Origin of the sequence: Ensifer sp. ENS02 (assembly GCF_014851885.1) — a bacterium.
In the GTDB taxonomy this organism is placed as follows: domain Bacteria; phylum Pseudomonadota; class Alphaproteobacteria; order Rhizobiales; family Rhizobiaceae; genus Ensifer; species Ensifer adhaerens.
Genome location: NZ_JACVAO010000005.1, coordinates 1 through 16683, shown reverse-complemented (window position 1 = coordinate 16683; position 16683 = coordinate 1). Strand labels below are relative to the sequence as shown.

General features: G+C 59.8%; 12 protein-coding genes, 1 tRNA gene and 4 pseudogenes. 10 read left to right on the top strand and 7 right to left on the bottom strand.

What is annotated here, in order from left to right; translation table 11 throughout:
* Positions 1–193: 193 nt before the first annotated feature.
* Both IB262_RS11825 and IB262_RS11820 read right to left on the bottom strand, forming a co-directional pair.
* Positions 194–1000 (bottom strand): annotated as a pseudogene (locus IB262_RS11825) (aspartate-alanine antiporter); the annotation flags it as partial.
* Positions 1001–1445: 445 nt separating this feature from the next.
* A pseudogene (locus tag IB262_RS11820) lies at positions 1446–3076 on the bottom strand (SulP family inorganic anion transporter).
* A gap of 519 nt (positions 3077–3595) precedes the next feature.
* On the opposite strand from IB262_RS11820, the gene IB262_RS11815 reads away from it, so the two are divergent.
* The 9 genes from IB262_RS11815 (at position 3596) to IB262_RS11775 (ending at position 12604) form a co-directional block, all read left to right on the top strand.
* Positions 3596–4656 (top strand): IS630 family transposase gene (locus IB262_RS11815; RefSeq protein ID WP_192493583.1). Its coding sequence is split into 2 segments (ribosomal slippage): positions 3596–4088 and positions 4088–4656, totalling 1062 coding nucleotides; the frame shifts between segments, so codons are not numbered across the junction.
* A gap of 157 nt (positions 4657–4813) precedes the next feature.
* Positions 4814–5344 carry a carbonic anhydrase gene (locus tag IB262_RS11810; RefSeq protein ID WP_051659427.1) on the top strand — a complete coding sequence of 177 codons (531 nt, stop codon included), beginning with the start codon at positions 4814–4816 and terminating at the stop codon, positions 5342–5344.
* Complete coding sequence (locus IB262_RS11805; protein ID WP_060529438.1) at positions 5332–5742, top strand: hypothetical protein; 411 nt, start codon at positions 5332–5334, stop codon at positions 5740–5742. Before IB262_RS11810 ends, IB262_RS11805 begins: the two co-directional genes overlap by 13 nt.
* Before the next feature lie 328 nt (positions 5743–6070).
* Positions 6071–7189, top strand: a complete 1119-nt coding sequence (locus IB262_RS11800; protein WP_034805409.1) for an IS110 family transposase — start codon at positions 6071–6073, stop codon at positions 7187–7189.
* 313 nt (positions 7190–7502) lie between these two features.
* The gene (locus IB262_RS11795) at positions 7503–7898 is read left to right on the top strand and encodes a transposase (RefSeq protein ID WP_034804356.1); all 396 of its coding nucleotides are present in this window, start codon (positions 7503–7505) and stop codon (positions 7896–7898) included.
* Between the two features lie 224 nt (positions 7899–8122).
* Entirely contained in the window at positions 8123–9676 is a 1554-nt protein-coding gene (gene istA, locus IB262_RS11790; RefSeq protein WP_127891008.1) for an IS21 family transposase, read from the top strand.
* Positions 9677–9688: 12 nt separating this feature from the next.
* Positions 9689–10465 carry an IS21-like element helper ATPase IstB gene (istB, locus tag IB262_RS11785; protein ID WP_192493582.1) on the top strand — a complete coding sequence of 259 codons (777 nt, stop codon included), beginning with the start codon at positions 9689–9691 and terminating at the stop codon, positions 10463–10465.
* A 108-nt stretch (positions 10466–10573) separates the two neighbouring features.
* Positions 10574–10867, top strand: a complete 294-nt coding sequence (tnpB, locus tag IB262_RS11780; RefSeq protein ID WP_192493581.1) for an IS66 family insertion sequence element accessory protein TnpB — start codon at positions 10574–10576, stop codon at positions 10865–10867.
* Positions 10868–10912: 45 nt separating this feature from the next.
* On the top strand, positions 10913–12604 hold the full coding sequence (locus IB262_RS11775; protein WP_348646904.1) for an IS66 family transposase: 1692 nt from the start codon (positions 10913–10915) through the stop codon (positions 12602–12604).
* A gap of 723 nt (positions 12605–13327) precedes the next feature.
* On the opposite strand, the pseudogene IB262_RS36685 reads toward IB262_RS11775, so the two are convergent.
* The 4 genes and pseudogenes from IB262_RS36685 to IB262_RS11760 all read right to left on the bottom strand — a co-directional run.
* Positions 13328–13969: pseudogene (locus IB262_RS36685) on the bottom strand (recombinase family protein); the annotation flags it as partial.
* A 44-nt stretch (positions 13970–14013) separates the two neighbouring features.
* Entirely contained in the window at positions 14014–14313 is a 300-nt protein-coding gene (locus IB262_RS36680; RefSeq protein WP_348646903.1) for a recombinase family protein, read from the bottom strand.
* The gene (locus tag IB262_RS11765; protein ID WP_034803546.1) at positions 14300–14479 is read right to left on the bottom strand and encodes a hypothetical protein; all 180 of its coding nucleotides are present in this window, start codon (positions 14477–14479) and stop codon (positions 14300–14302) included. Before IB262_RS11765 ends, IB262_RS36680 begins: the two co-directional genes overlap by 14 nt.
* 436 nt (positions 14480–14915) lie before the next feature.
* Positions 14916–16054 (bottom strand): IS3 family transposase gene (locus tag IB262_RS11760; protein WP_167550716.1). Its coding sequence is split into 2 segments (ribosomal slippage): positions 14916–15796 and positions 15796–16054, totalling 1140 coding nucleotides; the frame shifts between segments, so codons are not numbered across the junction.
* A gap of 81 nt (positions 16055–16135) precedes the next feature.
* Between IB262_RS11760 and IB262_RS11755 the strand changes: the two are divergent.
* Positions 16136–16306 (top strand): annotated as a pseudogene (locus IB262_RS11755) (transposase domain-containing protein); the annotation flags it as partial.
* Positions 16307–16462: 156 nt separating this feature from the next.
* Here the strand turns inward: IB262_RS11755 and IB262_RS11750 are convergent.
* Positions 16463–16539, bottom strand: a tRNA-Met gene (locus tag IB262_RS11750).
* Between the last annotated feature and the right edge of the window lie 144 nt (positions 16540–16683).

Genomic DNA, 16683 nt, shown 5'->3' with positions numbered 1-16683 from the left:
AGGCTGCCCGCAGCCGCCGGTCGGCGGTTCTCACTCAGTGCTACAATTCCGGTCGCAACAAGGGACTGATACAGTTCGATAGCCGGCTTCAGATATCGTCGTTCCGGACTTCAAAAGACGCGACAGCAGACGCGCCGGCAGAGCGTTTCCCATTCAAACGAGATCGCAGAAACGCACTATCTCTTTGTTTTCACGCATGGATCACGGTCGTTGCCGTCGCATCCTCGATCTTTCCCCCGCGACGAATACGCTCGATGAAGACCCGCTGCTCGGGGATCATGGATTCGGCTTCATGTGCCGTCTTGCCGACGACCGGCCCGCCCTCTCGGACCCGATAGGCGCGCAGCTCGTAGTGATGCCAAGCGGTTCCCGCTCCGCCCACTTCCTTCTTGCCGCCCTGCTCCGCCTCGTAGCGTTTGCATTCCGCTTCCAGGTCGATACCCATGAGCGCGGGACCGATCAGGGCCAGCACGATGGCCGATCCGATCGTGCCGAAAATATAGGTGACCGCATAGGCGACCGGCATCGCGTCCAGCAACCGCTTGGTCTCTTCCGGTGCCAGACCGAGACGATTGATCGCGTCCGTTCCCAATCCCATCGACGCGGAAATGGTCTGGGATCCGGCATAGAGGCCAAGCGCAGAACCGACATCGTATCCGGCGATCTTGGCGGCGATATAGGGGGCACCGAGGCAAAAGACGCAGACAACCGCTGCGAATAATGCCTGCGGAAGACCGTCCTTGGCGATGCCCCGCACGAACTGCGGCCCGACGCCATAGCCGATCGCAAACAGGAACATCAGAAAGAACGTGGCCTTGAGCGGTGGCGATATGGTGATCCCGAGCTGCCCGATGATGACGGCCGCAATCAGCGTGGCGGTCACCGCACCAAGGCCGAGGCCTTTGTACGTGAACGAACCGAAGTAATATCCAAGCGCCAGTGAGAGAAATATTGCAATTTCGGGATAAGTACGAAGCGTGCTTACGAACCAGTCAACCATAGTTCTTCCCCCATCAACTCGGAAATCGGGAACCAGATCTGACTATTATCAAGTATAGATTATAGAAACCGATAGGATTGCCCGCGGCTGACCTCTCCTGACCAGAAAACCCGATCGATCCTGCCCTCTAGGTTCCTTTCATTGAGACTTGGTACAAATTCTCATCGCTATTTTGGCGAGAATACACCCTTCCTCACTCGTTGCAATGTGTTATTTAGCATAAAATAATATTATATCTGAAGTTTAAACCAGGATCATCGAGCGCGAAAGAAAACAGAATATTCTTGTATTGTTTTCACACACTTGAAGTACAATCGATGCGCCATGTCTCCCCGGGCTGGATCGGAAGATGCACTCCCTCGTTGCAGCTGCGTTCCACGCGTTGCTGCCCGAAAACAAGAAGACCGAAAGCGCGAAAACCTGCAGTCAGGCACTCTGCGAAACGTCAGGTCGGTGCCACACCCTCTGCGGGCGGTGGCGGCGCGGCCGCGAGGCTATCCTGGTAGCGGCGGATCCCGGCGCGCGTGTTGAAAAACATGCGGTCGGGGCCAAGCTGGTTGGCAAACCCTGATGTCCTGATATAGGCGAGCACATCCGGGTTGAGGCCTGCGAGCCAGAGCTTGATGCCCACCCGCGCCAGGCTTCGTTCGCCTTCGACGATCATCTGAAGTGCCGAGTATTCGATGTCGAAAACGCGGCTGAGGTCCAGCATCAGCACGCGCGGTTTTTGTTCATTGGCCAGCGCGCGAATTCGGTCGCCGACCTGCTGGGCGTTGACGAAGAAGAGCCTCCCTTCCGGGCGCAGGATCAACAGACCTTCGAAGGTTTCGTCATCCGGATGCTCTGCCGAAAGCGGCCGCAGGACGTCTTCGCCGCGTTTCCGGCCGACGACATGGACGCGCGGGTTTGCCGCCTGGCTCGCGAGGCCAACAAGCGACAGGGTAATCGCCACGAGAATGCCCTGGAGCGTGCCGAACAAAAGCACGCCGAGGAAGGCGGCAAGCGCCCAGCGAAACTCCATCCGGCGCACCTTGCGGATCGAGGCGAACTCGGTCGGGCTGATCAGGCCAACGGAATAGACGATGACGATGGCCGCGAGCACGGCCTGCGGCAGAAGACCGAGCAACGGTGCAAGAACGAGCATTGTCGCCGCCGCGGTCGCCGCCGTGACAAGCGAGGCCTTTTGCGTGCGCCCGCCGACTGCGCGCACCACCGCCGTCTGCGATGTCCCGCCGCCGGCCGGCATCGCGCCGAAAAGCCCGCCAGCCAGATTGGCAGCGCCGGTCGCCACAAGCTCGCGGTTTGGCCGGATAGGCGGTTCACCCGCAACCGCGAAAGCCCGACCAGCAGCAATCGTCTCGGTGAAGCTCATCAGGGCAATGCCACACGCACCAGGGATGAGCTGCAGGATCATGTTGATATCAGGCAACACCAGCGAAGGCAGAGCCTGGGGAATGTGCCCAACAGTGGCGACGCCGGCAGGGCCGAGACCCGCCATCCACGAAACGGCTATGCCCGCGGCGACGATAGCGAGCGGAGCCGGGGAATGCGGCCAACGGCTTTCAAGGAGGAGCAGGAGCACCAGCGCCGTAACTCCGACCGCGAATGTGACGAGCGACGTTTCGGGCAGATGCTGGACGAGGTTCACCGGAAGAAACCTTCCTTGGTAAAATGCAGCCTGAACAGTTTCGGCACCTGGTCCAGCACGATGACCAGACCGATCCCGGCCTTGAAGCCCGTAAGCACCGGCGACGAAATGAAATTGGCTACGAAACCCAGACGCAGGGCTGAAGCGGCGATCAAAAGCAGGCCTGTCAGCGCTGTCAGCGTTGCAGCCGCAACGAGCAGCCGGTCCGGGTTCCCGTCGGGCACGACCAGCGCAAGCTCGCTCGCAGTCAGGATCGCAAGGGTGGTCGTCGAACTGACGCTGAGCACCCGCGAGGTGCCGAGCAGGGCATAAACGATCATCGGCACGAAGGCGGTGTAGAGACCGACGCTGACGGGAAGGCCGGCAACGGTCGCATAGGCCATGGCCTTCGGCAACACCACTGCCGCGGCCGTCAGGCCGGCGATCATATCCAGGCGCAGTGTGCCGGAAGATGACGGGATGGGTTGGTCGGCATGCGTTAACGACACCATGATGCTGCCCTCTCACGGATGCGTGCCTGGTCGGAGCGGCCGAACCCTGCCCAACGAGCCCAGGCTCGTATGCTCCCCATGCCGGAGATCCCCCGGCCACACAATCTGAACACCGTCTTCGCCTTGCGTCCAGCGGAATTCCGCGCTTCGATTGCCGCGGCCGGCCCGAAGATGAGGGCCGAGCGCATTTCCTCGTGTCAGCGGGCGAGCCTTGCAGCTGCCCACCGCCCGCGGCGATGCCTTGCGGTGCGCAATGCGTTGCTTGAGGATTTTGGCTTGAGCGTTACTCCGCGGGCCCATGTTGAGGACGATTTGTCGTCGGGCGCACTTGGAAGAATCATGATTTGGCCAACTACGGAATCCCGTGGATCTAATACGCCGGCTCGCTGACCTCGACTCTTTGGCCTTCCCAAAGCGCGGTGAATCTGAATCTCTGGTGCAAACCGGCGGTCTGCGATGCGATCAGGGATTTCATTACGTGACGATTTTGATGGAGAAGGTCTGCGGCGACTGGCGCGGCAGACGAAGGACGCAGCCCAGGCACGACGTCTGTTGGCACTCGCGTCGATCTACGATGGAGGCTCGCGTTCCGATGCCGCCCGCCTCGGCAACGTCACGCTCCAAATTGTCCGGGACTGGGTCATGCGGTTCAACGAACGCGGTCCCCAAGGCCTGATCAATGGCAAGGCTCCCGGCCCGCAGTCGCGCTTGAACGATCAGCAGCGTGCGGCCCTGGCGCAGACCATCGAGCGTGGGCCGACACCCTATCTCGACGGCGTTGTTCGCTGGCGTGTGTGCGACCTGGCTCAATGGCTTTGGGAAGAGTTTCGCGTTTCGGTAAGCGAGCAAACGCTGAGCCGCGAAGTACGGGCCATGGGCTATCGCAAGCTGGCTGCCCGGCCCAAACATCACGCTCAAGACCCTCAAGCCATTGAGGATTTTAAAAAAGTTTCCCCGCTGCAGTGGCACAGATTGCCGCCGGAGCAGCCCGAGGAAAACGGATAGAGATTTGGTTCGAGGATGAGGCCCGTATCGGGCAAAAGAACAAGATCACGCGCCGTTGGGCCAGGCGCGGAACACGGCCTTCAGCACCGCACGATCAGCGCACAAGGTCGGCCTACATCTTCGGCGCAATCTGCCCGAAGCTCGGCAAGGCGGCGGCGCTGGTCATGCCATGGTGCGACACCTACGCAATGACCCAGCATCTGGCCGAAATCGCCCGGCACGTCGATCGCGACGCGCACGCTATTCTCATCATGGACCAGGCAGGCTGGCACATGTCCAACAATCTCGTCGTGCCCGAAAACATCACCATCCTGCCATTGCCGCCGAAGTCGCCGGAGCTCAACCCGGTCGAAAACCTCTGGCACTTCATGCGCGACAACTGGCTCTCAAACCGCATCTTCAAATCTTACGACGACATCGTCGATCATTGCTGCGATGCCTGGCGAATGCTCGAAAGCCAGCCCTGGCGCATCATGTCTATCGGTCGCAGAGAGTGGGCCAATGAGTTTTGATCAGTGAGGGGCCGTATAATTCATCAAGCGCCGGTATTGGCCGTATGACACGCTCGGCTTGCTTTAGAGGTGCACCGACGCGTGAAAGTGTTAATGTCGAAAATCACCGATTTGCATTGCCGCCCCTGGTTCGATCATTGTCGAAGGAGACTGCAAGATGGCAAAGAAGCTGCTCGGAGGCGCCTCGAAGGAGGATCCGACCTGGTTGGCCGAAGTGACATACCGGTTCGCGTTCGATGCTGTGTATAGGCCCTTACCACCGGATGCGAACGCCGCCCGGTCGAGACTTGAGTCTGGAAACCGGGCCTTCGCTGCGCTCCTTGACCGGATGACCACATCGCCACCCGCAAAGCTGAACATCGCCGTGGACCCGCATGATGTCGGCCTTCTTCCTGGGCGTAGCGCGGCACCCAAACAACAGCCGTTTGCGGCAGTTGTCGGCTGTGCCGATGCGCGGGTTCCGGTCGAGCTGATCTTTTCCGAAGGCCCGAACGACCTGTTTGTCGTCAGGGTGGCCGGCAATGGTCTGGGTGACGACGTCACGGCCAGTCTGAGCTATGCGGTTGATCACCTCAAGGATAGCCTGCGCACGATAGTCGTCCTCGGCCACAGTGGATGCGGGGCAGTTTCGGCGGCCGTCGACGTCTATCTTGAGCTCTTGAGCCAGCAAAATACATGCAGATCATGACGCAGAAGGATCTGCGTCAGATCCTGGACAGCATACTGATCGTCATCCAGCTTGGCGCAACCTGGCTGGAGCGGGTGTATGGGACAGAGGTCGTACGCCGGCCGGGATATCGGACCACACTGATTGAGGTTGCGATCGCGCTGAACGCGGCGCTGACCGGATATGGCATGCGCTCGCGTCTTAACTTGGCCGCCGGCGGCGAAATTGAAGTCGTCTACGGCGTCTATCTCCTGGAGGAGCGGCTTGTGTGGTCGCCAAGAGGAGAGAACCCGGATTGGTTTCATTTGTCCGCCGCACCAAAAGACCCGGATGAGTTCGTCATATTGTGCGACCTCCTGATGTCGTGTCCTCGGGTAATAGATTTGCTTGATACCACTCCAAAAGCAGGGCCGCACTAGAAGTGCGTGTGCGTGTGCGTGTGCGCGGGTGCCTGGACTGCCGATCTGCGATTGTCTCAATCTCAACAATGGATTGAGGGATGCGATGGCGCGTCGGCGCATTGGTTAGGAATAGTTCGGCTTTGCCCTTGGCGCTGCCGGCATTCATCTTCTGAATGGTACCCCTCCGGTGATGGCCGCCTTGCTGAGTTAGGCTGAGGGCTGCAAGTCCTAGTGCAAACACTAGACCGTATGTTCGTCGCGTGAAGGCGGCTCGCCCCGATTATGCTGCGTGCGGGGATTGCTCTGGATGGGCCAGAGCGGAGCCCCAAGCTTAGCGAGGGCGAACATGAAGGAAAATAACGCAATATTCGTCGGGCTGGACGTTTCAAAACTGAAGATTTCCGTCGCGGCGGCGGAGGGAGAGCGCAGTGGCGAGGTCCGTTTTCTGGGCGACATTTCCTCAGAGCCCGCATCAGTGGCCGCGTTGGTCCGCAAGCTCTCCAAGCCCGCACGTACACTTCACTTTTGTTACGAGGCGGGTCCTACAGGTTACGGTCTCTACCGCCAGATCGTGGAATTGGGACATGAATGCGCTGTAGTGGCTCCGTCCCTTATTCCCAAGCGCCCAGGCGACAGGGTGAAGACAAATCGTCGGGATGCAATGAGCTTGGCACGGCTGCATCGTGCGGGCGAATTGACGCCGGTCTGGGTTCCTGACGAAAGCCACGAGGCTATGCGCGATCTGGTGCGTGCACGCGATGCGGCCCAAGAAGTGCTGAAGCAATTGCGCCAACAGCTCCAGTCCTTTTTACTTCGTCACGGCCGCATTTATACAGGGCGCAAGCCGTGGACACGGGCGCATGCCCGCTGGCTGGCGGACCAGGCCTTCGAACATCACGCCCATCACATTCTGCTCGCGGAATATTGCCAGGCTATTGACGACGCCACAGTGCGCCTGGATCGGTTGAACAAGCTTGTCACTGACACCGCGGCATCCTGGTCTATGGCTCCGGTGGTGGCTGCCTACCAAGCAATGCGCGGCGTGGCGTTCATGACAGCGGTCACCTTCGTGGTCGAAATCGGCGATGTACGTCGTTTCGACAACCCTCGTCAGCTAATGGCATATCTAGGCTTGGTGCCGTCAGAAAGCTCGACGGGCGAACGCATCAAACGTGGCGGGATCACCAAAGCGGGCAACATCCGGGCGCGCCGCGCACTCATAGAAGGGGCTTGGACATATCGCTACCCGGCGCGTGTGAGCCCGACGATCCAGGCTCGGCTTGTAGGCCTGCCGAAGGTGGTCCGGGACATAGCGTGGAAGGGACAGGTGCGGCTTTGCACGCGTTATCGCCGGCTAATCAGCGCCGGCAAGGCAAAGACAGTCGCGGTAACCGCTATCGCGCGGGAAATGGCGGCTTTCCTATGGGCGATTGGACAAGAGGTTGCGCCGCTCGGGAAGTTTTAGACCGGTAGTCAGCCCAAAGTAGGCGCGCCAAAACCATCTGTTTGTTGAACAAAGTTGGAGGCAGGGCCCCGGTGGGGAACCCTCGATACTCCTATGTGGCAGAGACATCCAGGCCCGACACTAGACAGAGGCAGCCCCAGACGAACATACGGAAATGCGGTATCCAGCCCGCGAATGAGAGTATGCCAGCCGTCGTCGAAGCGCCCTGTCTCCTGCTTTGTTCAATAACTCAGAGCATTTGCCTTTCGTCGCCAGACGAAAAGGGGAAGCCATGCCCGGCTGACTTGCAAATGAACATAAGAGGAGTAGTCCTATGACGAAGCATCAGATTGAGGTCATTACGTCGGTCGAGCGGCGTCGGCGCTGGTCTCGGGAACAGAAGGAGCGGCTGGTCGCGGCGACGCTTGAGCCAGGCGCAAGTGTTTCAGAGATCGCTCACTCGGCTGGCATCCATGTGAGCCAGCTCTTCCGCTGGCGCAAGGAGCTCTGCCAAATCTCTGCGCCGTCCGTCCCGCGCCTCGTTCCGGTGGAGGTCGTCGAAGCGCTGCCAGCGCCGGCGATCCCGGCCGAGCCGCCGCCGGTCTGCCGGGCGCGCAAGAAGGCAAGCATCGTCACGATCGAGCTTGGCGGTGGGCGTCGCCTCCGGGTCGAGAGCGACATCGATACCGATGCGCTCGGCCGGATTCTTGATGTGCTGGAGCGGCGATGATCCCGGTCCCGAGCGGTGTAAAGGTCTGGCTGGCGACGGGCTATACCGACATGTGCGGGTTTCACAAAGTACGGGACAAGGATTTCAGTAAGTCGCGGACACCGATTTCAGAAAGTCCGGGACAGCGATTTCACTAAGTCGCGGACAGCATCGCGACAGATTTAGATCGATTTTCGTGAGCGCCGATCTGGCACTTTGCCCTCGTGTTTTTGAGCGAGGAATTGATGCCCAGACGGAAGCTAGCGAGACATACCGACGTGAAGGACATCCGATCGATCCTGCGGCTGACGTTCGAGCAGGGATTGTCGATACGCGCCGTTTCCGAACGGCTGAAGATGAGCAAGACGTCGGTTTCGACGTATCTGCTGCGAGCGCGGGAAGCTGGGCTTGCGGTCTGGCCTCTTCCACCTGGCCTGGACGAGGACGACGTTCTGGAGCAACGACTATTCCGCCGAATGGGGCGACCTCCGCGCGATACCGACGAACCGAATTGGCCAAAGGTGGCCAGCGAACTGAAGCGTAAGGGCGTGACGCTCAATCTGCTATGGCAGGAATACCGGGAAGCCCATCCGGATGGCTATGGCTATACGTGGTTTTGCTGCCGGTTTGCCGATCACGAAAGCCGGGCCAAGCCCACCTATCGCAGCCGTCACGTTGGTGGCGTGGCGATGGAATGCGACTATGCCGGCCATACGATCCCGATCATCGATCCGTCTACCGGCGAGATCCGCGAAGCGCAGATCTATGTGGCGGTGCTAAGCGCGTCACAACTGACGTTCTCTTATGCCAGCTTCAGCCAAAAGCTGCCCGATTGGATCGAAGCGAACCAACGGGCTTTCAGTTACTTCGGTGGCGTGACGAAGACCACTATCTGCGACAACCTCAAGTCTGCGGTGGCCAAGGCTCTTTGGTTTGAACCGACGTTGAATGCGACATTTGCGGCCTTCGCCGATCACTACGATACGACATTATTGCCGGCACGCCCGAGGCGTCCTCGAGATAAACCCTCCGCCGAAGGGTCGGTTTTAATCGTCGAGAGGTGGGTTCTGGCCAGACTTCGAAACGAACGTTTCTTCAGCCTTGTCGATCTCAATATCCGCATCAGCGCTCTTATCGAGGACCTCAATAGTAGAACGATGCGCCGATATGGCAAATCGCGGCGCGCTTTGTTTGATGAAGTCGAGCGCTCCGAGCTCAAGCCGCTGCCTTCAACGCCGTTTGAATATGCGGAATGGAAGGTCGCGAAGGTCCATCCCGATTACCATGTCGAGGTCGACAAGACGTTCTATTCCGTGCCGCACGGTCTCATCGGAAGACGGGTCGATATCAGGCTGACGTATCGGGCAGTCGAGATCTTCTTGGACCACAAGCGTGTTGCCAGCCATATCCGAAGCTCGCAGCGCTCCGGCCACATCACCGTCAATGAACATATGCCCAAGGCTCACCAACGCTATGCAAACACGACACCCCACACATTGCGCAAGGAAGCAGCAAAGGTCGGGACCAATACGGCGATTTTTATCGAACGTTTGCTATGCGACCGGCCGCATCCCGAGCAAGGCTACCGATCTGCTCAAGGCGTTCTTTCCCTGGCGCGCCGTTACGAATCCGAGCGGCTGGAACTGGCTTGCGAGCGAGCGCTGGTCATCAACGCACTAAGCTATTCGTCTGTCGCCAACATTCTCAAATCTGGTCTCGATCAGGCTCCAACCATGAGCGAGGCTGTGAAGCCGGCGCCGCCGCACGGCAATATCCGCGGCAAAACCTACTACCAATGAAGAGGACATCAGATGCTGACACATCCAACCCTGGACCAGATGAGTGCGCTTGGCCTCGCCGGGATGGCGACCGCCTATCGCGAGCTCATCGAGCAGGCTCATGGAAACGATCTTAGCTTCGACGAACGGCTGGGTCTGATGCTCGACCGCGAGATCGCGGTGAGAACAGACCGACGGCTGACAAACAGGCTCGCCACAGCAAAGCTTCGTTTTGCCAATGCCTCGATCGAAGACATCGATTTTGGATCTCACCGCGGTCTTGACCGCCGGAACGTCTTGTCTCTGGCACAAGGTGCATGGCTGAAGGCAAACGAGAACCTGATCCTGACCGGCCAAACAGGCACCGGAAAGACGTGGATTGCCTGTGCTTTCGCGCGACAGGCCGCCCGCCTCGACTATTCGGTGCTCTACGTTCGAATGCCGCGACTGTTTGAGGACCTCGCACTCGCCAGGCTGGATGGACGCTTTCCGCGCCTCGTCGACAAGCTTGCGCGCGTTCACTTGCTGGTGCTGGATGACTGGGGGACCCACACCCTGAACGATCGACAGCGCCTCGACCTGCTAGAAATCTTCGAGGAACGATATCGGCGGAAATCGACCTTGATCACGGCTCAGCTTCCCGTGGCGGCTTGGCATGAGATGATTGGAGAGGCCACTTTAGCTGATGCGATTTTGGACCGTATTGTTCACAACGCACACCGCATAACGCTCGAAGGCGACAGCATGCGGAAACGAAAAATGCCGACGCTCTTGACCGGCGGCGAAATAACCGAAATCAATCACCCGTAACAGCAACAAGGCAACCGGAATTCGATCGCACCCGTTGTCCGCGACTTAGCGAAACGCTTGTCCGCGACTTGCTGAAATGACTGTCCCGATTTACCGAAATCCGCAGACATGCGCAGAGGCTTTCCCGGCCTGTCGCTGATGGTGCAGGAAACGTTGAAGCGCGATCCGATGAGCGGCCATCTCTTCGTCTTCCGGGGCCGGAGCGGCGGCCTGATCAAGGTGATCTGGCACGACGGCCAGGGTGCCTGCCTCTTTACGAAGAAGCTCGAGCGCGGGCGGTTCATATGGCCGTCAGCGGCCGACGGCACGGTGGTGATTACGCCGGCGCAGCTCGGTTACTTGCTCGAAGGCATCGACTGGCGAATGCCGCAAAAAACCTGGCGTCCGAGCTCGGCGGGATGAGCAAAACCGCTGGTCTGGCGGGAGCGAATATGATTCCATCCCGCCATGACCGATGCGGCCGATCAGCTTCCCGACGACCTTGCCAGTGCGCACGCGATGATCCTCGCCGAGCGTGCGGCTCGCCGTGAGGCGGAAGCGCTTGCCGCCCGCGCCCAGGCGGTGAACTCGCACTCGGATGCGCTGATCGCCCGGCTCCGGCTCGAGATCGAGAAGCTGAAGCGCGACATCCATGGCAGCCGCTCGGAGCGCAAGGCCCGGCTCCTCGAGCAGATGGAATTGCAGCTCGAGGAGCTGGAGGCCAACGCCAGCGAAGACGAACTGGCGGCCGAGATGGCGGCACGGTCCTCGGCGGTCAGGGCCTTCGAGCGCAAGCGTCCGTCCAGGAAGCCGTTTCCCGAGCATCTGCCGCGCGAGCGCGTCGTCATCGCCGCGCCGGCGAGCTGCCCGTGCTGCGGTTCTGGCAAGCTGGCAAAGCTTGGCGAGGACATCACCGAGACGCTGGAGGTGATTCCGCGTCAGTGGAAGGTGATCCAGACGGTGCGCGAGAAGTTCTCCTGCCGCGAATGCGAGAAGATCACCCAGCCGCCCGCGCCCTTCCATGTGACGCCGCGCGGCTTCGCCGGGCCGAATCTCTTGGCCATGATCCTGTTCGAGAAGTTCGCCCAGCACCAGCCGCTGAACCGGCAAAGCGAACGCTATGCCCGCGAGGGCATCGACCTCAGCCTGTCGACACTGGCCGACCAGGTCGGGGCTTGTGCCGCGGCGCTGAAGCCGCTGCATGCGCTGATCGAGGCGCATGTGCTTGCCGCAGAACGGCTGCATGGTGACGACACCACCGTGCCGATCCTGGCGAAGGGCAAGACCGATACCGGTCGCATCTGGACCTATGTCAGGGAAGACCGGCCGTTCGGCGGACAATCACCGCCGGCCGCACTCTACTATGCCTCGCGCGACCGGCGGCAGGAGCATCCCGAGCGTCATCTGAAGAGCTTCACCGGCATTCTGCAGGCCGACGCCTATGGCGGCTACAACCCGCTGTTCAAGGTGGATCGCGATCCCGGTCCGCTGACGCAGGCGCTGTGCTGGGCGCATTCGCGCCGCAAGTTCTTCGTGCTTGCCGACATAGCCACCAATGCGAAGCGCGGCAAGAACGCCGCGCCGATCTCACCGATCGCGCTCGAGGCGGTCAAACGCATCGACGCCCTATTCGATATCGAGCGTGAGATCAACGGACTGGCCGCCGACGAACGCCTGCAACGACGTCGCCGCGACAGTCAGCCACTCGCCACAGAACTCCAAAAGTGGCTGCGGGCCGAGCGGGCAAAGCTGTCGCGCAGTTCTCCGGTTGCCGAGCCGATCGACTATATTCTGAAGCGCTGGGAGGGCTTCACGTCTTTCCTCGGTGACGGCCGGATTTGCCTAACCAACAACGCCGCCGAACGGGCGCTGCGTGGCTTCGCCGGACCTGAGTCATTGTGCACTCCCTCTCTAAGTGTCTGTAAACATTGGAAGCGTCTCCGTGTCAGTGGTGCGACACGGGCGACCCTTTCGGGCTATCGCGGCCTGAACCGTCGCGGAAGTAAGGTCGCTGGCGCGGATTTGATACGGCGCGCCGGGAACCACCTGCTCGGCAGACAACACGTTCGTCTTGATAAGGTGGCGTATTCTGTGGTTCGTCACGCCCAAAGTCGCCGCCGCCTCTGTCATGGTAAGCCATTCGCCCTCTTTATCGGCTGATTTGTACGCGTGAATGGCACGGACCCGCCTTACGGAAGCGACACGGTGTGCGGTCCAGGTTTTTCCTTGACCCGTGGGCATACCCATTCGATTGAGCGACGCGGCGATATGTTCATCGGGCCAGCGTCCTGCCATGCTCCGCATCACTGCCAAAGCATCTTCCGTTGTGGCGCAACCGTGTTCACCGCTCTGAGGCTTGCGCACTCTCAGTTCCGAGTGCTGACCGCCTTTCCAGTGGATTGTCAGCACCACGTCGCGCACTTCATCGTCAACATCGACAACAATGTCGGCGATCAATGTACGCAGCAGTTGCTGGCGCACGCGCATGGTGACATCCGGCGACTCCCAGGCCGCCTGCAGATTGTCGGCGAGGTTTGCGAAAGTGCCTGTGTCAACTTCGATGGTTGAAGGACTATCTGCAGGCTTGCGCACTTCCAGATCACGGACGCGGCGTAGCGCCGTTTCCCAATTCTTCTCAAGCTGTGCAGCAATCAGGCGGTTGTCTGGATCGCATGCCGCATAGCGGCGCTCGGCGAGGCTTGCCTCGTAGCGGGCCTGCCGCAGTTCCAGATCGTGAATGTGGCGCTGTTCTTCCTGTCGCTCCCGGTGCATCCGCTCTGCTTCAAAAGTCGCCTCGATCGCTAGTGGTTCTACCGCGCGCAACAACTCGCGCGCAACCGCCGCATCGACCTTCGAGCCGCCGAACGTCATGCAACGGGGCAAGCCCATCATCAGGTTCTGTTTATAGCAGCGATAGACAGGATTTTGTGGATTTCCCGTATAGGCAACACTCAGTCGCCGTCCACACCGTCCGCAAGTCAGGAGACCCGACAACAACGCTTTGCCGCCGCGGCCCGATTTGGTTCCGCCCGAACGGCCATAATTGTTGAGCGCCAGTTGCTGTTGGTTGCGCTCGTACTCTTCCCAACTGATGTAACCTTCGTGATGGTCCCGGATCATCACTTCCCAGGTGCCGGCCGGCTTGCCGTGCCCGTAGCTGCGCCGCGCCCTCCCATCGACGATGGCTGTCCGCTTCTCGCTCTTTCCATAGACGTAGACGCCGGCATAGAAGGGGTTCTTCAGGATGCCGATGACATTCCGGTAACGGACTGGCGTCCAGACAAAGTTGGTCATGCGACCTTCGTCCGACGGCCGCGGGAAGTGGATATTGTCCCGTGTCATCGACAATAGCACCTGGCGTGCGCTTCCAAGCTCACGGAAGCGTGCGAAGATGGACCGGATCACGTCCTGCAGCCGCAAATCCGGATCAAGCCCGAGCCCCGCCTCTCGATGCCAAATGTACCCGAACGGAACGGAAAGTCGCAGTTCGCCACGGCGCGCCTTCGATCTGGCGGCATCGAGCATCCGGGCTCTCAGCACGCCCAGTTCGAACTCGCTGATACTGCCCTTCATTCCCAGCAGCAGCCGATCGTTGGGTCGACACGGATTGTAGACGCCGTCATGGTCAATGACGCGGGGACAAGACGGTCGAAACCAGGGCGCGCGACAGTTCCGTTGGCAGAGCGCCCGAGGTCGTCGTCGATGGTCTCGATGTCGCTGAAGCCGTGTTGTCGCGCAACGTCAACAAGATCATACTGCCGTCGCTGGCTTTCCAGATTTGTCATGACCTGCGATTGCGAGGACTGCCGTACGTAGACGATGGCTTTGCGCGCGAGCAGCGCTGTCGGAATCAAATCAGTGTTGCTCATCGTTGAGCTCCTCGACGACGAGGCCTGCGGCCTGCATCAGCAGGCAAGCCAGCGTTGAAATCGCCTTCGTGCGATCCTTGTCGCTCAGTCCGTCGAGCATCCGGGTTTTGAATATCAGGTCGAGCTGCCGGCCCGACGCCGGCACCAGCGTATTGCGGGATCTCATCATGGTCCTCCTGAGTGATTCTACGTCCACTTCGGAAGGGTGCCGCTTTGGTGCCGCCAGAGACCAGCCTGTTCAATTCGATTAGCGTCGCAAGATCGACGCGTGGCGTTCCCATGGTCATGCCGCGGCAGACCAAGGGATCGATCATCCACCCTGAGATCGCGATGACGACACCTGTCGGCCCCAGAACCTTCAAAAACCGGCCTGTCGCTCGTTCTTCAACACGGCGAATGGAAACCCTCTGGCCAAAATAAGGATGCCAGCGATAAACAACCTCAACTTCATCGCCGACATGGGCAGAATGAACGGGGCATTGCCCTCGGCAGAAAGGCATGGCTCTTCGCCGGCTCCGATCGCGGCGCTGATCGCGCCGCCAGAGGTGGCTCGGTTTGTCTGAACAGTTTCGGGCGTTTTTCTAAGTGGATTTCCGCCTCGATTATGCTGCCACCATCATTGGTGCCAGCGCGTTGAAGTAGGCCTGATCCGGTGTCTGCCGGTCAAGGGATGAATGTGGGCGTCGGCTATTGTAAAAGCTGAGATATCGGCCAATGCCGACGCGGGCCCCGGACACGGTCTTGTAGGCGTGGAGGTAGACCTCCTCATATTTGATCGAACGCCAGATCCGTTCAACGAACACGTTGTCCCGCCACGCACCCTTGCCATCCATCGAGATGGCGATTTCGGCCCTCTTCAGCACCGCCGTGAAGTCTATGGATGTGAACTGCGATCCCTGGTCCGTATTGAAGATGTCGGGTTTGCCATAACGGACCAGAGCTTCCTCGACTGCTTCGATACAGAAGGCCGCTTCCATCGTAATCGACAGCCGCCATGAGAGAACCCTCCGGCTGAACCAGTCCACGACGGCGCAGAGATAGACGAAGCCGCGAGCCATCGGAATATATGTCAGGTCCATCGCCCAGACCTGGTTGGGCCGGGTGACCGCCAACTTGCGCAGGAGGTAGGGATAGATTTTGTGTCCAGGCGCTGGTTTGGAGGTGTTCGGCCGACGGTAGATCGCTTCGATGCCCATCTTTTTCATCAGCGTGGCGACGTGCAGCCGCCCAGCCTCCAGCCCTTCTCCCTTCAAGAGCCCTTGCAACATCCGACTTCCGGCAAACGGGTAGTCGAGATGCAATTCGTCAATCCGGCGCATCAGGGCCAAATCCCCGTCAGACATCGGACGAGGCAGATAATAGACGCTGCCCCGGCTGAAGCCGAGAAGCTTCGCCTGGCGCACGACCGACAGTTTATGCTCGCGGTCGATCATTTCTTTCCGCCCAGCAATCCCGCCTTGCCGAGCGCACCGGATAAAAAATCGTTCTCCAGTGTCAGTTCGCCGATCTTGGCATGAAGGGTTTTGACATCGACGGTTGGTCCCGCCGGTTCCGCCTTGGTTTCATCGCCAAAAACGCCTGTCGCCCCCTCAAGGAGCTGGTCTTTCCACTGTTTGATCTGGTTGGCGTGCACATCGAACTGCTGGGATAATTCCACCAGCGTCTGCTCGCCTCGGATGGCGGCAAGTGCCACCTTCGCCTTGAAAGCCGGGCTATGGTTCCGGCGCGGTCGTCTCGTCATGGCATCTCCTGTTCCCGGCATCTAAGCCGAAGTCAGGCAGAAATTCCACTTATCCCCGCTGTTCAGATTTCCCGAGCCACCTCTGCCTTCATGGCAACGCTGATCACGAGCGCCAAGCTCAATGACGTCGATCCGCAGGCCTGGCTTGCCGACGTCCTCGCTCGTGTCGCGGACACGCCGATCACTAAGCTCGAGCAATTGCTCCCGTGGAATTGGCAGCCACCGAAGTCCCTACAACATCAGGCTGCCTAACCTGCGGCCCTGGCCGGATGGTTACGCAGCACGAGTATCTGGAACGGCTGCGGGCCGGCGAGATTGACACGGAGCAGAAACAAAAAAAGCTCCTCGACGCTTACGCGGAGGAGCTTTCGTTGAAACGACTTGAATGGCAAAATATTCAAGTGTCGGTGGTTGCGGGGGCAGGATTTGAACCTGCGGCCTTCAGGTTATGAGCCTGACGAGCTACCGGGCTGCTCCACCCCGCGTCCAGCGCAAATCCCTGTGGGATTTGGCGCGGTAGCGTAAACCGCTTGGCGGTTTATGCTTTTTCCGGTCCGGGTTTTGCGAAGCAAAATCCCGTTGTGTGTTTCGATTTTACCTACGCAAAAAGGCCGCTTGGTGGCGGCCCT

Coding starts and splice junctions, on each gene's coding strand:
- IB262_RS11810 (WP_051659427.1), top strand. CDS start 4,814: ATGGCAAAGAAGCTGCTCGGAGGCGCCTCGAAGGAGGATCCGACCTGG.
- IB262_RS11805 (WP_060529438.1), top strand. CDS start 5,332: ATGCAGATCATGACGCAGAAGGATCTGCGTCAGATCCTGGACAGCATA.
- IB262_RS11800 (WP_034805409.1), top strand. CDS start 6,071: ATGAAGGAAAATAACGCAATATTCGTCGGGCTGGACGTTTCAAAACTG.
- IB262_RS11795 (WP_034804356.1), top strand. CDS start 7,503: ATGACGAAGCATCAGATTGAGGTCATTACGTCGGTCGAGCGGCGTCGG.
- istA (WP_127891008.1), top strand. CDS start 8,123: ATGCCCAGACGGAAGCTAGCGAGACATACCGACGTGAAGGACATCCGA.
- istB (WP_192493582.1), top strand. CDS start 9,689: ATGCTGACACATCCAACCCTGGACCAGATGAGTGCGCTTGGCCTCGCC.
- tnpB (WP_192493581.1), top strand. CDS start 10,574: ATGCGCAGAGGCTTTCCCGGCCTGTCGCTGATGGTGCAGGAAACGTTG.
- IB262_RS11775 (WP_348646904.1), top strand. CDS start 10,913: ATGACCGATGCGGCCGATCAGCTTCCCGACGACCTTGCCAGTGCGCAC.
- IB262_RS36680 (WP_348646903.1), bottom strand. CDS start 14,313: ATGAGCAACACTGATTTGATTCCGACAGCGCTGCTCGCGCGCAAAGCC.
- IB262_RS11765 (WP_034803546.1), bottom strand. CDS start 14,479: ATGAGATCCCGCAATACGCTGGTGCCGGCGTCGGGCCGGCAGCTCGAC.